General features: G+C 65.8%; 14 protein-coding genes. 6 read left to right on the top strand and 8 right to left on the bottom strand.

Annotated features, from left to right (window positions below; translation table 11 throughout):
• Positions 1-11: 11 nt before the first annotated feature.
• The gene (locus tag ACREXZ_RS22570) at positions 12-1484 is read right to left on the bottom strand and encodes an MFS transporter (protein WP_431766343.1); all 1473 of its coding nucleotides are present in this window, start codon (positions 1482-1484) and stop codon (positions 12-14) included.
• Between the two features lie 154 nt (positions 1485-1638).
• Between ACREXZ_RS22570 and ACREXZ_RS22565 the strand changes: the two genes are divergently transcribed.
• The gene (locus ACREXZ_RS22565) at positions 1639-2889 is read left to right on the top strand and encodes an Hsp70 family protein (RefSeq protein ID WP_431766342.1); all 1251 of its coding nucleotides are present in this window, start codon (positions 1639-1641) and stop codon (positions 2887-2889) included.
• Between the two features lie 128 nt (positions 2890-3017).
• Here ACREXZ_RS22565 and ACREXZ_RS22560 read toward each other — a convergent pair whose 3' ends face one another.
• Positions 3018-3221: a cold-shock protein gene (locus ACREXZ_RS22560; protein ID WP_091019821.1), complete on the bottom strand. Its 204-nt coding sequence runs from the start codon at positions 3219-3221 to the stop codon at positions 3018-3020.
• Between the two features lie 442 nt (positions 3222-3663).
• Between ACREXZ_RS22560 and ACREXZ_RS22555 the strand changes: the two genes are divergently transcribed.
• Positions 3664-5274 carry an APC family permease gene (locus ACREXZ_RS22555; RefSeq protein WP_431766341.1) on the top strand — a complete coding sequence of 537 codons (1611 nt, stop codon included), beginning with the start codon at positions 3664-3666 and terminating at the stop codon, positions 5272-5274.
• Between the two features lie 91 nt (positions 5275-5365).
• On the opposite strand, the gene ACREXZ_RS22550 is transcribed toward ACREXZ_RS22555, so the two are convergent.
• The 6 genes from ACREXZ_RS22550 to hemA all read right to left on the bottom strand — a co-directional run bounded on the left by ACREXZ_RS22550 (position 5366) and on the right by hemA (position 10763).
• On the bottom strand, positions 5366-6151 hold the full coding sequence (locus ACREXZ_RS22550) for a DODA-type extradiol aromatic ring-opening family dioxygenase (RefSeq protein WP_431766340.1): 786 nt from the start codon (positions 6149-6151) through the stop codon (positions 5366-5368).
• 217 nt (positions 6152-6368) lie between these two features.
• On the bottom strand, positions 6369-6989 hold the full coding sequence (locus tag ACREXZ_RS22545; protein WP_431766339.1) for a UbiX family flavin prenyltransferase: 621 nt from the start codon (positions 6987-6989) through the stop codon (positions 6369-6371).
• Positions 6990-7015: 26 nt separating this feature from the next.
• Entirely contained in the window at positions 7016-7327 is a 312-nt protein-coding gene (gene grxD, locus ACREXZ_RS22540) for a Grx4 family monothiol glutaredoxin (protein WP_431766338.1), read from the bottom strand.
• A 96-nt stretch (positions 7328-7423) separates the two neighbouring features.
• Positions 7424-8266 carry a peptide chain release factor N(5)-glutamine methyltransferase gene (gene prmC, locus ACREXZ_RS22535; protein ID WP_431766337.1) on the bottom strand — a complete coding sequence of 281 codons (843 nt, stop codon included), beginning with the start codon at positions 8264-8266 and terminating at the stop codon, positions 7424-7426.
• A gap of 7 nt (positions 8267-8273) precedes the next feature.
• Complete coding sequence (gene prfA / locus ACREXZ_RS22530; protein WP_431766336.1) at positions 8274-9356, bottom strand: peptide chain release factor 1; 1083 nt, start codon at positions 9354-9356, stop codon at positions 8274-8276.
• A gap of 120 nt (positions 9357-9476) precedes the next feature.
• Complete coding sequence (gene hemA, locus ACREXZ_RS22525) at positions 9477-10763, bottom strand: glutamyl-tRNA reductase (protein WP_431766335.1); 1287 nt, start codon at positions 10761-10763, stop codon at positions 9477-9479.
• A 552-nt stretch (positions 10764-11315) separates the two neighbouring features.
• Here hemA and ACREXZ_RS22520 point away from each other — a divergent pair.
• Genes ACREXZ_RS22520 through ACREXZ_RS22505 form a run of 4 tightly spaced genes read left to right on the top strand, consistent with a single transcriptional unit; the run spans position 11316 to position 14611 of the window.
• On the top strand, positions 11316-11570 hold the full coding sequence (locus ACREXZ_RS22520) for a hypothetical protein (protein ID WP_431766334.1): 255 nt from the start codon (positions 11316-11318) through the stop codon (positions 11568-11570).
• 19 nt (positions 11571-11589) lie between these two features.
• On the top strand, positions 11590-13404 hold the full coding sequence (locus ACREXZ_RS22515) for an aminopeptidase P family protein (protein ID WP_431766333.1): 1815 nt from the start codon (positions 11590-11592) through the stop codon (positions 13402-13404).
• Between the two features lie 26 nt (positions 13405-13430).
• Positions 13431-13982 (top strand): cysteine hydrolase family protein, encoded by a 552-nt coding sequence (locus ACREXZ_RS22510; protein ID WP_431766332.1) that lies wholly within the window; start codon positions 13431-13433, stop codon positions 13980-13982.
• Entirely contained in the window at positions 13979-14611 is a 633-nt protein-coding gene (locus ACREXZ_RS22505) for an HAD family hydrolase (protein WP_431766331.1), read from the top strand. The genes ACREXZ_RS22510 and ACREXZ_RS22505 overlap by 4 nt, the downstream gene beginning before the upstream one ends.
• The last annotated feature ends 6 nt before the right edge of the window (positions 14612-14617 follow it).

Below are 14617 nucleotides of genomic sequence, written 5' to 3'. Positions count from 1 at the left end.
TTGCGCGACCATCAGTCGTCCGTTACCGCGGACAGCGGTGCCGCGACGCTCTCCAGCGATTTCCTTTCGGCATCGATGCCCCAGATCGCGACGATCACCGCGGCCGCGAGCATTAGCGCCGAGCCGACCAGATAGCCGGTGAACACCTCGCTGCGCTGATGCGTGTCGATCAGCCGGCCGAAGAACACGGGGCCTGCGATGCCGCCGAGCGCAGTGCCGAACGCATAGAAGACCGCGATCGCGAGCGCGCGGATTTCGAGCGGAAACGATTCGCTGACAGTCAGATACGCGGAACTCGCCGCCGCCGACGCGAAGAAGAAGATCGTCATCCACGCGATCGTCTGGGTGGTCACCGTGAGCCACTGCTGCTCGAACAGATAGCCGCTGCCCGCGAGCAGAATGCCCGACAGCGCGTAGGTCGTCGCGATCATCGTGCGGCGGCCGATCACGTCGAACAGCCGGCCGAGCACGAGTGGCCCGAGAAAATTGCCGAGCGCGAACGGCAGCAGATACCAGCCGATGTGATCGCCTGGCACGTGGTAGAAATCCGTGAGCACGAGCGCATACGTGAAAAAGATCGCGTTGTAGAAGAACGCCTGCGCGGTCATCAATGACAGGCTGACGAGCGAGCGTCGCCGGTGCAGCGTGAAGAGTGCGTGGAAGACCTCACCGAGCGCGGTATGCGTGCGTGCGCGTAGTCGTAAGCGGGGCGTGTCTTCGATTGCGGGCAGCGTGTGGCCCTGGTCGCGAAAGCGCGTCTCGATGTCTTCGACGATCGTGCGCGCGTCGTCGAGCTGGCCGTGCGTCAGCAGCCAGCGCGGGCTTTCCGGCACCCATGCGCGCATCGGCAGGATCGCGAGCGCGAGCGCCGCGCCGATGAAGAAGCACGCGCGCCAGCCCCAGTCGCCCGGCAACAGGCCGGGGTCGAGCAACACCAGCGAGCCCCCGGCGCCGAGTGCCGCGCCGACCCAGAACGTGCCGTTGATGCCGAGGTCGGTCCAGCCGCGCACGCGGGCCGGCGTGAACTCCTGAATCGTCGAGTTGATCGCCGTGTATTCGCCGCCGATGCCCGCGCCGGTCAGGAAGCGGAACGCGATGAAGCTCGAGAGATTCCACGACAGCGCGGTCGCCGCCGTCGCCGCGAGATACAGCGTCAGCGTGATGAAAAACAGCTTGCGCCGGCCGAACCGGTCGGTGAGCCAGCCGAAGCCGAGCGCGCCCAGCACCGCGCCCGCGAGATACGCACTGCCGGTCAGCCCGACGTCCGCGTTCGAAAACCGCAGCGCGGGGCTCGCCTTCAGCGCGCTTGCAACCGCGCCCGCCAGCGTTACCTCGAGCCCGTCGAGCAGCCACGTGATGCCGAGCGCGGCGACGATCAGCGAATGAAAGCGGCCCCACGGCAGGCGGTCGAGCCGCGCGGGCAGATCGGTCTCGACGATCGCGGACGATGTCTCGCGCGCGGCGACGGTGGACGGCTCGGTCATTTCCGCTTGTCTCCCGGATCGGTGTAATTGGACGGTCTAACCGTCGGTAGCGAGCAATTTCCGTTCCGCGGGCCGGTTGCCGGTCGTCGTGGTTTCGTGATAAAAAGCCCGTCCTCTTTCTGTCGGCGGCCGCTGCGAGCGGCGGCTTTTCGCGATGACCTATTGTGCGATTGACTTCGGCACGTCGAATTCGGCGGTCGCGTTGCCCGATGCCGGCGTACTGCGGCTCGCGCCGGTCGAGCGCGATTTCACGACACTGCCGACCGCTGTCTTCTTCAACACCGATGAAAACACGCGCGCGTTCGGCCGTGCGGCGATCGAAGCGTATGTCGACGGCTTCGACGGCCGGTTGATGCGCTCGATGAAGAGCATCCTCGGCTCGGCGCTCGCGGAAACGACCACCGATCTCGGCGACGGCTCCGCGATCCGCTATACCGACGTGATCGCGATCTTTGTCGATCATCTGAAGCGTCGCGCCGAAGCGGCGGCGGGCGAATCGATCGACCGCGCGGTGCTCGGGCGGCCGGTGTTCTTCGTCGACGACGATCCGCGCGCGGATCTGCTCGCGCAGCAGCAGCTCGAGGCGGCGGCGCGCTCGGTGGGGCTGCGCGAAATCCACTTCCAGTATGAGCCGATCGCGGCCGCGTTCGACTACGAGTCGCATCTGAACACGGAAGGGCTGGTGCTGGTCGCCGACATCGGCGGCGGGACGTCGGACTTTTCGCTCGTGCGCGTAGGCCCCGGGCGGATGAAGCGGATCGAACGCAAGGACGACGTGCTCGCGCATCACGGCGTGCACGTCGCGGGGACCGACTTCGACCGGCGCGTCGAGCTCGCGACGATCCTGCGCGAGCTGGGTTACCAGAGCTTCGATCCCGAAGGCCGCGAAGTGCCGAACCGCGTCTACTTCGATCTGGCGACCTGGCATCTGATCAACACCGTGTACGGGCCGAAGCGCGTCAGCGAGCTGTCGCTGATGCGCCATCTGTACCCCGAGGTGCGCCATTACGACCGGTTGATGCGGGTGATCGACCGGCGGCTCGGTCATGCGCTTGCGGCGCACGCGGAAGAGGCGAAGATCGGCGTCGCGGCCGGTGGCGAAACGGTGATCGATCTTGACGACGTGGAAGATGACCTGCGTCTCGCATTCGACGAGGCACAACTCGTCACAGCCGGGCGCGACGAGATGCAACGCATCGTGCAGGCGGCACGCGAGACCGTGCGGGCGGCGGGCATCGCGACGCGGGATGTCACCGCGATCTATTTCACCGGCGGGTCGACGGGGCTGAAATTCTTGTCGGCGGCGCTGGCGGCCGCGTTTCCTGATGCGGAGCCGGTATTCGGCGACCGTCTCGCGAGCGTCGCAACGGGTCTCGGCATTCACGCACAGCGGCTGTTTCGCTGAGATACGCGGGAGTCTCGTTTCTCTGTGCCGCGGTTAATCGCGTGGTCAGCGTAGCCAATAAGCGGGACCAATAAAAAAACCCCGCCGAGGCGGGGTTTTTCTTTGCGTCCTGAGGGAAGCGTTGCTGCTTACACCGGCTTGATGTTAGCGGCTTGCTTGCCCTTCGGGCCCGTCTTCACTTCAAACGACACCTTCTGGTTTTCTTGCAGCGTCTTGAAGCCTTCCGTGCGGATTTCCGAGAAATGCGCGAACAGATCTTCGCCGCCGCCGTCGGGAGTGATGAAGCCAAAGCCCTTTGCGTCATTGAACCACTTGACGGTACCGGTTTCCATATTACTTGTTCCTAAAGATGATAAATAAGGCCGAAGCCCGTGGGGTGCATGAAAATCAAGGAAGGGGGTAATGGGACCAACCGGAGTACCGTTGATGGGCGAACTACGAAAGACCAATTCACTCGCCGCTTGAAATCCTGCCCGTCCGTTATACGGATATTTCGTTCGAAGGTCAACTCAATCCCAGTAACGCGCGGGGGTTTTTTACGGATGGCTCGGGTCTTGCTTACAAAGCTTGCTATTTGCCTGATTTTTTTGTAGGGACAACCCGCATTTCGACTGCAATGATCTGGTGCAACCGTTAAACTACGCGCCGCGTGGCGGTTGCACCCATTCAGCGGATAAGCCCCATGCATGCTGGTCTGTCGCCGGGAGACGATTCACAGAGCAGGACGAGGCGACACAAGACAGAGACCGCAGGTACTCGAATACAGGAGAAGACGTGAAGAGCTCAATTCAACGGAACATCGGACCGATCGCGCTGATGCTGACCGGTCTCGGCTCGATCATCGGGTCGGGCTGGCTGTTCGGCGCCTGGAAGGCGGCAAAGATTGCAGGGCCCGCGTCAATTTGTGCGTGGGTCATCGGTGCGGTCGTGATTCTCGCGATTGCCCTGACGTACGCCGAACTCGGCGCGATGTTTCCGGAGTCGGGCGGCATGGTGCGCTACGCGCGCTATTCGCACGGCGCGCTGGTGGGCTTCATCAGCGCATGGGCCAACTGGATCGCGATCGTGTCGGTGATTCCGATCGAAGCGGAAGCGTCGATCCAGTACATGAGCACCTGGCCATACCAGTGGGCGCATGACCTGTTCGTCAACGGATCGCTCACGACGCTAGGGCTACTGCTTTCCGCAGTGCTCGTGATCATCTACTTCCTGCTGAACTACTGGGGCGTCAAACTGTTCGCGCGCGCCAATTCGGCGATCACCGTCTTCAAGTTCATCATTCCGGGCGCGACGATCCTCGGTCTGATGCTGACGGGCTTCCATCACGAGAACTTCGGCACGTTCGGCACGGCCGCGACGGCCAGCACGTTCGCACCGTACGGCTGGTCCGCGGTGTTCACCGCGGTCGCGACGAGCGGCATCGTGTTCGCGTTCAACGGCTTCCAGAGCCCGATCAACCTGGCCGGTGAGGCCCGCAATCCCGCGAAGAGCGTGCCGTTCGCGGTGATCGGCTCGATCCTGCTGGCGCTCGTGATCTACGTGCTGCTGCAGATCGCGTACATCGGCGCGGTGAATCCGGCCGACGTGCTGAAGGGCTGGAGCCACTTCAACTTCGCGTCGCCGTTCGCCGAACTGGCGATCGCGCTGAACCTGAACTGGCTCGCGATCCTGCTGTACGTCGATGCGTTCGTCAGCCCGAGCGGCACCGGCACGACCTACATGGCGACGACTACGCGGATGATCTACGCGATGGAGCGCAACAACACGATGCCGAAGATCTTCGGCAACGTGCACCCGTTCTACGGCGTGCCGCGTCAGGCGATGTGGTTCAACCTGCTCGTGTCGTTCATCTTCCTGTTCTTTTTCCGTGGCTGGAGTTCGCTCGCGGCTGTGATCTCGGTGGCGACCGTGATCTCGTACCTGACCGGCCCGATCAGCCTGATGTCGCTGCGTCGCGCGGCCACCGATCTCGAGCGTCCGCTGCACATTCCGGGCATGCAGTTCATCGCGCCGTTTGCGTTCGTCTGCGCATCGCTGATCCTGTACTGGGCCAAGTGGCCGCTGACGGGCGAAATCATCCTGCTGATGATCGTCGCGCTGCCGGTGTACTTCTACTACCAGTCGAAGACAACCTTTGCCGGTTGGGGCAAAGATCTGAAGGCGGCGTGGTGGCTCGTCGCCTATCTGCCGGTGATGGCGATCCTGTCGCTGATCGGCAGCAAGCAGTTCGGCGGCCGCAATGTGCTGCCGTACGGCTGGGACATGCTGGTGGTGATCGTTTGCGCGCTGATTTTCTACTACTGGGGCGTGCATACCGGCTATCGCACCGACTATCTCGACGAGCGCGAGAACCAGGACGATATCCTCGAAGGCATTGGCGCCTGATTCCGACGGCGTCCGACTGCGACGCAATAAAAACAAAGCCCGCCTGACTCACGTCAGGCGGGCTTTTTGTTATCCGCTGGACTTCGCGCGCTTAAGCGTTACCGAACACGTAGTTGGTCATCGCGAGCGCGCGCTGATACGTGCCAAGCGACTGGATCTGCAGCGTGTAGTCGTCATCGGCGGCGCCGAGCGCGGCGAACACCGGCAGCAGATGCTCGTCGGTCGGATGCATCAGCGCGGCGTGCGGCGCGCGGTTCCGGTAGTCGAGCAGCGCGTCGATGTCGCGCCCGGCCAGCCGGTCCTCGAACCAGTCGGTGAATTCGGCGACGCGCGGATCGGCATCCTCTGGTCGCGCGGAAAAATCGGCGGCGCGCAGGTTGTGCGTGATCTGGCCGGAGCCGATCACCATCACGCCGTCGTCCTTCAACGCGCGCAGCGCCCGGCCGACGCGGAAGTGATGCGCGGCGTCCATGTGCGGCTGGATCGACAGCTGGGCGACTGGAATGTCGGCGGCGGGGAACATCAGCAGCATCGGCACCCACGCGCCGTGATCGAGTCCGTGCGGCTGCGTCGCAGTGGCCACACCGTGCGCATCGAGCAGCGCGGCGGCGCGGCGCGCGACGTCGGGCGCCCCGGGCGCCGCGTACTCGATCTCATAGAGCGCGCGCGGAAAACCGTAGAAATCGTGAATCGTCTCCGGGCGTTCCGCGGTGCTCGCGACCGGCGCAGCGGTGCCCCAGTGCGCCGATAGCATCAGGATCGACTCGGGACGCGGCAACTGCGCCGACAGCACGGCGAATTCGCCGGACGGCAGCGACGGGTCGATCGGCAGCGTCGGTGCGCCGTGCGACAGGAAGAGGGTAGGCAGGCGGTTCATGGCAGCACCGCGATGGACGCGGCGTAAGAGTTCGATTGCCTTGAATATAGAGGCGAACCGCCAGCGGATAAACAGTCGAAAGTGGATTTGATTGTGTCGCTGGTGTTGCGAATCGAGAGCGCAGTGGGCATGTACCAGGGCGAGGGCGAGACCTGCACAGGGACGCGGCGTCCCGCTTGCGGTTGCGCGCCGATCGTTCCGCCGTTGACTGCTGCGCTTACTCGTCGTCGCCCGAACGCAGGCCCTGCCACGCGGGCGCGAGCGCCGGGCCGAGCGCGAACAGATCCAGCACGCGCGCGACGGTGTGATCGACCATCTCGTCGATCGACGTGGGCGCGTTGTAGAACGCCGGCAGCGGCGGAAAGATTATTCCGCCCATTTCGGTCACGGCGGTCATGTTGCGCAGATGCGCGAGATTGAGCGGCGTTTCGCGGACCATCAGCACGAGCCGGCGCCGCTCTTTCAGCGTGACGTCGGCGGCGCGCGTGATCAGGTTGTCCGAGAAGCCGTGCGCGATGCTCGCGAGCGTTTTCATCGAGCACGGCGCGACGATCATGCCGTCGGTCGTGAACGAGCCCGACGCGATGCTCGCACCGACGTCGCGCACCGGATGGACCACGTCGGCGAGCGCATGCACGTCGTCTTTCGACAACTGCAGCTCATGCCGGACGTTGAGCCAGCCCGCGCTGGAAATCAGCAGATGGGATTGCACGCCGCCGATACGGCGCAGCGTTTCAAGAAGCCGGACGCCGTAGATGGCGCCGGTCGCGCCGGTGATCGCGACGATCAGCCGGCGCGGTGCCGCGGCCTGTGGCGTCGAGGGGAGCGGCACCGTCATGCGGACAACAGCAGTCGACGCGCCGCTCAGGCGGCGGCGAACAGCTGCTGCAGTTCGCCCGACTGGTACATCTCCATCATGATGTCCGAGCCGCCGACGAATTCGCCCTTCACGTACAACTGCGGGATGGTCGGCCAGTTCGAGAATTCCTTGATGCCCTGGCGGACGCCGTCGTCCTCGAGGACGTTGACGGTTTTCAGTTCGTCGACGCCGCATGCCTTCAGGATCTGGATCGCGCGGCCCGAGAAGCCGCACATCGGAAATTGCGCGGTGCCCTTCATGAAGAGCACGACGGCGTTTTCGTCGACGATTTGCTTGATGCGTTGTTGCGTGTCCATGAGACTGACCTTGCGGTTCCGAAATGGTGGGGGTTAGGCTGAAATGATAGCGGATTTCGTTACAGCTAGCCGGCGGCCGGGTTCAGGCGCCTGCGTTCACGTGCTGGCGAGCCCGCCGCTGATCCGCTCGATGCCCGCGAGATCGCACGCCGACCGGACGTCGCGCAGCCCGGCCGCCGCGAGCAGCGCCCGCACGGCGGCCGCCTGGTCGTAGCCGTGCTCGATCCACAGCGCGCCGCCCGCCACGAGTCGCGACGGCGCGCCTGCCACGATCGCGCGGATCGCCGACAGACCGTCGGCTTCATCGGTGAGCGCGCCGCGGGGCTCGAAGCGCAGGTCGCCCTGCGTCAGATGCGGGTCGCCGTCCGCGATATACGGCGGATTGCTGACGATCACGTCGAACGGCGCTTCCGCAGCCGAATCGAAAGCCGAGTACCAGTCGCCCTGGACGAAGCGCAGCGGACCGCCCGGTCGGCGCGGATCGACGAGCCGCGCGCCGTTGCGCGTCGCGACCGCGAGCGCCTGCGTCGAGCGGTCGGTCGCGCAAACCTGCGCGTCGGGCCGCGATGCGGCGATCGCGACCGCGATCGCACCGCTGCCGGTACCGAGGTCGAGCACGCGGGGCATGCGCCGGCCATCAAGGGCTGCCAGCGCGGTTTCCACCAGCAGCTCGGTTTCCGGCCGTGGGATCAGCACGTCGGGCGTGACGTCGAAATCGAGTCCGAAGAATTCGCGTGTGCCGACCAGCTGCGCGACCGGTTCGCCTGCGACGCGACGTGCTTCGAGCGCGCGGTAACGCAGGACGGCGGTCGCATCGAGTGCTTCGTCGGCGCGCGTGATCAGTTCCGTGCGGCGCCAGCCGAGCGCATGCCCGAGCAGGACGCGCGCTTCGAGCGCCGGCAACGGCGACGCGCGCAGCAGGGCGGCGGCGGTATCCATGGTTGTGTCAGTCGGCGTCGCCGAGCGACGCGAGCAGTTCCGCTTGATGCTCGCTGACGAGCGCGGCGATCAGTTCGTCGAGATCGCCGTCCATCAGCGCGTCGAGCCGGTACAGCGTCAGGTTGATCCGGTGATCGGTGAGGCGCCCCTGCGGAAAGTTATACGTGCGGATGCGCTCCGAGCGGTCGCCCGAGCCGACGAGACTCTTGCGCGTCGCCGCTTCCTTCGCGTGCTGCTCCTGGTACTGCCGGTCCTTGATGCGCGCCGCGAGCACCTTCAGCGCGCGGTCCTTGTTCTTGTGCTGCGAGCGGTCGTCCTGGCATTCGACGACGATCCCCGTCGGGATGTGCGTGACGCGCACCGCCGAATCGGTCTTGTTGATGTGCTGCCCGCCCGCGCCCGATGCGCGGAACGTGTCGATCCGCAGATCGGCCGGATTGATTTCGACCTCGCCGATTTCGTCGGCCTCGGGCATCACGGCGACCGTGCACGCGGACGTATGGATGCGCCCCTGCGTTTCGGTGGCCGGCACGCGTTGCACGCGGTGTCCGCCGGATTCGAACTTGAGCTTCGAATACGCCGCCTCGCCCGCGATCCGCACGATCACTTCCTTGTAGCCGCCGAGGTCCGATTCACTCGCCGACATCATCTCGACCTGCCAGCGATTGCGTTCCGCATAGCGCAGGTACATCCGCAGCAGATCGCCCGCGAACAGCGCCGATTCGTCGCCGCCGGTGCCCGCGCGGATTTCGACGAAGATGTTGCGGTCGTCGTTCGGATCTTTCGGCAGCAGCATCTTCTGCAGTTCGCCGGCGAGCTGTTCCATCCGTTCGCGCGCCGCGCGGATTTCCTCTTCGGCGAAGTCGCGCATCGACGGATCGGCGAGCAGTTCCTGCGCGGTCGTCGCGTCGCCGGCGGCCTGGCGCCAGTGCGCGTACTGCTCGACGACCGGACCGAGTTCCGCATGCTCGCGGGTGAGCTTGCGGTACTGGTCGAGATTGGCCGTGATGTCTTCGCGGCTCAACAGGTCGTTCAGTTCGGCCAGCCGGATAGTGAGCTGGTCGAGCTTGCGTTGCATGCTCGTTTTCATCGGTCGGTCGGAACGTGTTCCGGAAAGGGCGACAGTGGAGTGGAATCGGGTACGGTGCGCGGGCCCTGAACGGGCGCCGGGCAAGTGCGCGGGGATGCGCGCGACGGCGGGGGAGCGCCGCTAACGCTCCGAGGAGCCGGAGTGTTTGTAGAAGCCGCCCAGCAGGTCGATGAGCGAGTCGCGGTCCGTGCCGCTCGCGCGATTGAGCGCGTGCGTGGGGCCGTGGATCAATTTATTGGTCAGCGATTGCGACAGCGCTTCGAGCACCGCGGCCGGATCGTCGCCGCGCGCGAGCATCTTCAGCGCGCGTTCGACTTCGGCGCGGCGCAGCGCGTCGGCTTGCGTGTGCATGTGCTTGATGACCGGCACGATGCTGCGCGCGTCGAGCCATTGCATGAAGTTCTGCACGCGCGTTTCGATGATCGCTTCGGCCTGCGCGACCGCGGCCTGACGCGACGCGTTGCCTTCACGAACGATCGCGCCGAGATCGTCGACGGTGTACAGGAACACGTCTTCGAGCTGGCCGACTTCCGGTTCGATGTCGCGCGGCACGGCGAGGTCGACCATGAAGATCGGCCGGTGGCGGCGCGCCTTCACCGCGCGCTCGACCGCGCCCAAGCCGATGATCGGCAGCGTCGACGCGGTGCACGACACGACGATGTCGAACTCGTGCAACCGCGTGGGCAGTTCGGCGAGCGGAATGGCCCGGCCGTTGAAGCGTTCAGCGAGCCGCGAGCCGCGTTCGGCGGTGCGGTTCGCGACCACCAGTTCGCGCGGCTGCTGCGCGGCGAAGTGCGTCGCGCACAGCTCGATCATTTCGCCCGCGCCGATGAACAGCACGCGCTGGTTCGAGATCCTGTCGAAGATGCGCTGCGCGAGCCGCACCGCGGCCGCGGCCATCGATACCGACTGCGCGCCGATCTCGGTCGTGCCGCGTACTTCCTTCGCGACCGCGAACGTGCGCTGGAACAACTGGTTGAGGTAGGTGCCGAGCGCGCCGGCTTCCGATGCGGTGCGCACCGCATCCTTCATCTGGCCGAGGATCTGGGTTTCGCCGAGCACCATCGAGTCGAGCCCGGACGCGACTCGAAACGCATGCCGTACCGCTTCCGACTGCGGCAGCGCGTACATGTGCGGCGCGAGTTCGTCGACGGGGAGGTTGTGGTACTTCGACAACCACTGGATCGCGGCTTCGCGGGCCGTCTGGTCGTCGGTCGCGCAGTAGAGCTCGGTGCGGTTGCAGGTGGACAGGATCGCCGCTTCGGGCGCCGTGCGGGCGGTGCGGCCCAGCCACACGTCCTTGAACGTCGCAAGGGCAGGCTTGATCTGTTCGAGCGGAAACGCCACGCGTTCGCGCAAGGCGACGGGCGCGGTGTGGTGATTGATTCCGATCGTTAGAAGCTGCATATGCGGGGCTATGGTTGCGGCCAATATTATAGCTTTTCCGCGTTTCTTTCAGTCCATCCCGCCGATTCCCTTGCCGCAGGGGCGCCACCGGCGCTCCGCCTTGCGCGGAGCGGCCCGCGGGCGCTGCCGCGAAAGCCGCGCCTGGCAACCATGAGGGCCGATTGCCACGACCTGGCCGGGGTGCCCAGCCACCCCCGACCCGACCACGACGTTCCGCCGCGGAACCGATTTTCGTAGTGGCTGTTTCTGATTCGTCTTACTTTGGAAGAAAGTTGCGCCCCGCCGATTGGCTGTTGGGGCGCTGGTCGTGAGAAGATCGGGGTCTGGCAGCCACACGCGCTACCGCGTTCCGGTCGGTCCGACCGCGTCGATCACACGGTCCATATCCGGCCGCGTGGACTGTCCACAGAGAATGGAACACTAAACAGAACCGCTGCGTAAAACGAATAATCGTCACCAGCGGTGCCGACCTTCAATGAAAGAGAGAACGATGTTATCCGGGGACGCGACGCCCGCTCCTCCGACCGGCCCGTACGGCGGCGAGGTTCGCTGATGGGCTGGTTCGGCATTCTGGTGCTCGGCGTCGCAGTGGGGCTCGCCGGCGGATGGCTGCATCCGCTACGCCGCGCGAGCCGCGCCCGCTGGTGGATGGCGGTCACGGCCGGCGTCGCTGGCGCGGCGTTCGGCCTGATGGCCGGCAACGTGACTGGCCTCTTTCATGATGGCGACCTGCTCGAATGGCCGGTGTGTACGGCTGTCTCGCTGATCGCCGTCGCCGTGACGGTCGGCATGTTCCCCCGACGATGAACGCTTGCAGGTGAATCCGATGAATGCCCGTCTTCCGAAAATCTCCTCGATCCCCGAGCGCATCGCCGAGCTGCGTGGTGCGATGGCCCGCGAAGGGCTCGCCGCGTATCTGGTGCCTTCCGCCGATCCGCATCTGTCCGAGTATTTGCCCGGCCGCTGGCAGGGCCGCGAATGGCTATCCGGTTTCACCGGGTCGGCGGGCACGCTGGTCGTCACCGACAAATTCGCCGGGGTATGGACCGACAGCCGCTACTGGGTGCAGGCCGACGAGCAGCTGGGCGGCACCGGCGTGCAGTTGATGAAGATGACCGAGGGCCAGCACAGCGCACCGCACATCGACTGGCTTGCGCAGAACGTCGCGACCGGCGGCACGGTGGGCGCCGACGGCGCGGTGCTCGGCGTGGCCGCCGCGCGCGCGCTGACCGATGCGCTGACCGCGCGCGGCGTCCGCCTGCGTACCGACGTCGACCTGCTCGAAACGATCTGGCCGCAGCGCCCCACGCTGCCCACTGATGCCGTCTACGAACACGTGGCGCCGCACGCGAGCGTCGCGCGCGCCGACAAGCTGGGTCAGGTGCGCCGCGCGATGCAGGAAAAGGGCGCGCAGTGGCATCTGATCTCGACGCTCGACGACCTCGCGTGGTTGTTCAATCTGCGCGGCGCGGACGTGAACTACAACCCGGTGTTCGTCGCGCATGCGCTGATCGGCCTCGATCGCGCGACGCTGTTCGTGTCCGGCGGCAAGGTGCCGGACGGGCTCGCGGCGTCGCTCGCACGCGACGGCGTGCGGGTCGAGCCGTATGCGCACGCGACCGCCGCGCTGATGGCGCTGCCCGCCGGCGCGACGCTGCTGATCGACCCGCGGCGGATCACGTTCGGCGTGTTGCAGTCGGTGCCGTCGACGGTGAAGCTGATCGAAGCCGTGAACCCGTCCACGTTCTTCAAGTCGCGCAAGACCGACACCGAAGCGGAGCACATTCGCGCGACGATGGAGCAGGACGGCGCGGCGCTCGCCGAGTTCTTCGCGTGGTTCGAAAACGCGCTCGGCCGCGAGAAGGTCACCGAGCTGACCATCGACGAGCGCCTCACCGCGGCCCGCGCGCGCCGGCCCGGCTTCAAGTCGCTGAGCTTCGCGACCATCGCGGGCTTCAACGCGAACGGCGCGATGCCGCACTACCGCGCGACGCCGGAGGCGCATGCGACGATCGAAGGCAATGGTCTGCTGCTGATCGATTCGGGCGGCCAGTACCTGAGCGGCACGACGGACATCACGCGGGTCGTGCCTGTCGGCACGATCAGCGACGCGCAGCGGCACGACTTCACGACGGTGCTCAAAGGCACGATGGCGCTGTCGCGCGCGCAGTTCCCGCGCGGCATCCGCTCGCCGATGCTTGATGCGATCGCGCGTGCGCCGATCTGGGAAGCGGGCGCGGACTACGGTCATGGCACCGGCCATGGCGTCGGCTATTTCCTGAACGTGCACGAAGGCCCGCAGGTGATCGCGCACTACGCGGCCGCCGAATCGTGGACCGCGATGGAAGAGGGGATGATCACGTCGATCGAGCCGGGCCTGTACCGACCCGGCAAGTGGGGCGTGCGGATCGAGAACCTCGTGCTGAACCGTGAGGCCGAGCAGACCGAGTTTGGCGATTTCCTGAAGTTCGAGACGCTGACGCTGTGCCCGATCGACACGCGGTGCCTCGCGCTGGAGCGGTTGCGCGACGACGAGCGCGCGTGGCTGAATGCGTATCACGAGACGGTGCGCACGCGCGTATCGCCGCATGTGTCGGGCGACGCGAAGGCGTGGCTCGACGCGCGCACGCAAGCGGTGTGAGATCGCTGGGGTAACGAGGACACGGTATGACGGATCTGGCAGTGCTGGTCATCGACGTACAGAAGGCTTTCTTCTTCGGCCCCGATGCCGCGTATCGCGGGGACGAAGTGGTCGACGGCATCAACCGGCTGACCGATGCCGCGCGCGCGTCCGGTGTGCCGGTGTTCTTCGTGCAGCACGACGGCGCAGCCGGCGACGACGTCGAGCCGCACACCGACGGGTGGCACCTGCACCCCGGGCTCGTGCGCAATGACAAGGACGCGGTCGTCAACAAGACCGTCGGCGATTCGTTTCACGAGACACCGCTCGCGGACACGCTCGCGCGGCACGGCGTCAAACGCCTGTTGATCTGCGGCTACGCGACCGAATTCTGCGTCGACGCGAGCGCACGCCGTGCGGCATTTCTCGGCTACCGGACGACGATCGTCGGCGACCTGCACACCACGCAGCACACGTCGGCGCTCACGCCGAAGCAGATCGTCGATCACTACACGCAGCTATGGCCGCGCTGTTCGCTGTCGGGCAACCGGATCGGCGTGCGCACGCTGTCCGATGTGCTTGCGACGGAGTTCGCATGACGGTGAATGCAGTCAAGGCAGTCGTGTTCGATTTCGGTGGCGTGCTGATCGACTGGAGTCCCGAGCACCTGTATCGCAAGCTGATTCCGGACGAAGCCGAGCGCCGCTGGTTTCTCGCGAACGTCTGCACAATGGAATGGGTGATCCGCCAGGACGGTGGTCAGCCGCTGGCTGAGGGGACCGCCGAACTGATCGCGCGGTTTCCGGAACACGAGCCTTTGATCCGCGCGTTCTACGACCGCTGGCACGAGATGATCGCCGGCGTGCACGAAGACACGATCGCGATCGTCGAAGCGCTCGAGGCCGCGGACGTGCCGATCTTCGGGCTGACCAACTGGTCGGCTGAGACGTTTCCGTATGCGTGGGAGCACTTCCCGGTGCTGCGGCGGTTTCACGACATCGTCGTGTCGGGTCGTGTGAAGCTCGTGAAGCCGGACCCGGCGATCTTCGCCGCGATGCGCGAGCGGATCGAAGCGCGGCTGCCGGGCATCGAGCCGGACGAACTGGTCTTCATCGACGACAACCTGAAGAACGCGCAGGCTGCTACCGCGCTCGGCTGGCATGGTGTGCATCACACCGGAGCGGGATCGACGGCTGCGGCGTTACGCGCGCTCGGGCTGCCGGTCTGAGCATCT

The sequence above is a fragment of the Paraburkholderia sp. genome, assembly GCF_050742655.1.
Lineage (GTDB): Bacteria > Pseudomonadota > Gammaproteobacteria > Burkholderiales > Burkholderiaceae > Paraburkholderia.
The sequence above is the reverse complement of the archived record's forward strand: the minus strand, read 5'-3'. Positions and strand labels throughout refer to the sequence as shown.

What these genes read in the sequence shown, in the direction of transcription:
- ACREXZ_RS22570 (WP_431766343.1), bottom strand. Translation starts at nt 1,484, where the DNA reads ATGACCGAGCCGTCCACCGTCGCCGCGCGCGAGACATCGTCCGCGATC.
- ACREXZ_RS22565 (WP_431766342.1), top strand. Translation starts at nt 1,639, where the DNA reads ATGACCTATTGTGCGATTGACTTCGGCACGTCGAATTCGGCGGTCGCG.
- ACREXZ_RS22560 (WP_091019821.1), bottom strand. Translation starts at nt 3,221, where the DNA reads ATGGAAACCGGTACCGTCAAGTGGTTCAATGACGCAAAGGGCTTTGGC.
- ACREXZ_RS22550 (WP_431766340.1), bottom strand. Translation starts at nt 6,151, where the DNA reads ATGAACCGCCTGCCTACCCTCTTCCTGTCGCACGGCGCACCGACGCTG.
- ACREXZ_RS22545 (WP_431766339.1), bottom strand. Translation starts at nt 6,989, where the DNA reads ATGACGGTGCCGCTCCCCTCGACGCCACAGGCCGCGGCACCGCGCCGG.
- grxD (WP_431766338.1), bottom strand. Translation starts at nt 7,327, where the DNA reads ATGGACACGCAACAACGCATCAAGCAAATCGTCGACGAAAACGCCGTC.
- prmC (WP_431766337.1), bottom strand. Translation starts at nt 8,266, where the DNA reads ATGGATACCGCCGCCGCCCTGCTGCGCGCGTCGCCGTTGCCGGCGCTC.
- prfA (WP_431766336.1), bottom strand. Translation starts at nt 9,356, where the DNA reads ATGAAAACGAGCATGCAACGCAAGCTCGACCAGCTCACTATCCGGCTG.
- hemA (WP_431766335.1), bottom strand. Translation starts at nt 10,763, where the DNA reads ATGCAGCTTCTAACGATCGGAATCAATCACCACACCGCGCCCGTCGCC.
- ACREXZ_RS22520 (WP_431766334.1), top strand. Translation starts at nt 11,316, where the DNA reads ATGGGCTGGTTCGGCATTCTGGTGCTCGGCGTCGCAGTGGGGCTCGCC.
- ACREXZ_RS22515 (WP_431766333.1), top strand. Translation starts at nt 11,590, where the DNA reads ATGAATGCCCGTCTTCCGAAAATCTCCTCGATCCCCGAGCGCATCGCC.
- ACREXZ_RS22510 (WP_431766332.1), top strand. Translation starts at nt 13,431, where the DNA reads ATGACGGATCTGGCAGTGCTGGTCATCGACGTACAGAAGGCTTTCTTC.
- ACREXZ_RS22505 (WP_431766331.1), top strand. Translation starts at nt 13,979, where the DNA reads ATGACGGTGAATGCAGTCAAGGCAGTCGTGTTCGATTTCGGTGGCGTG.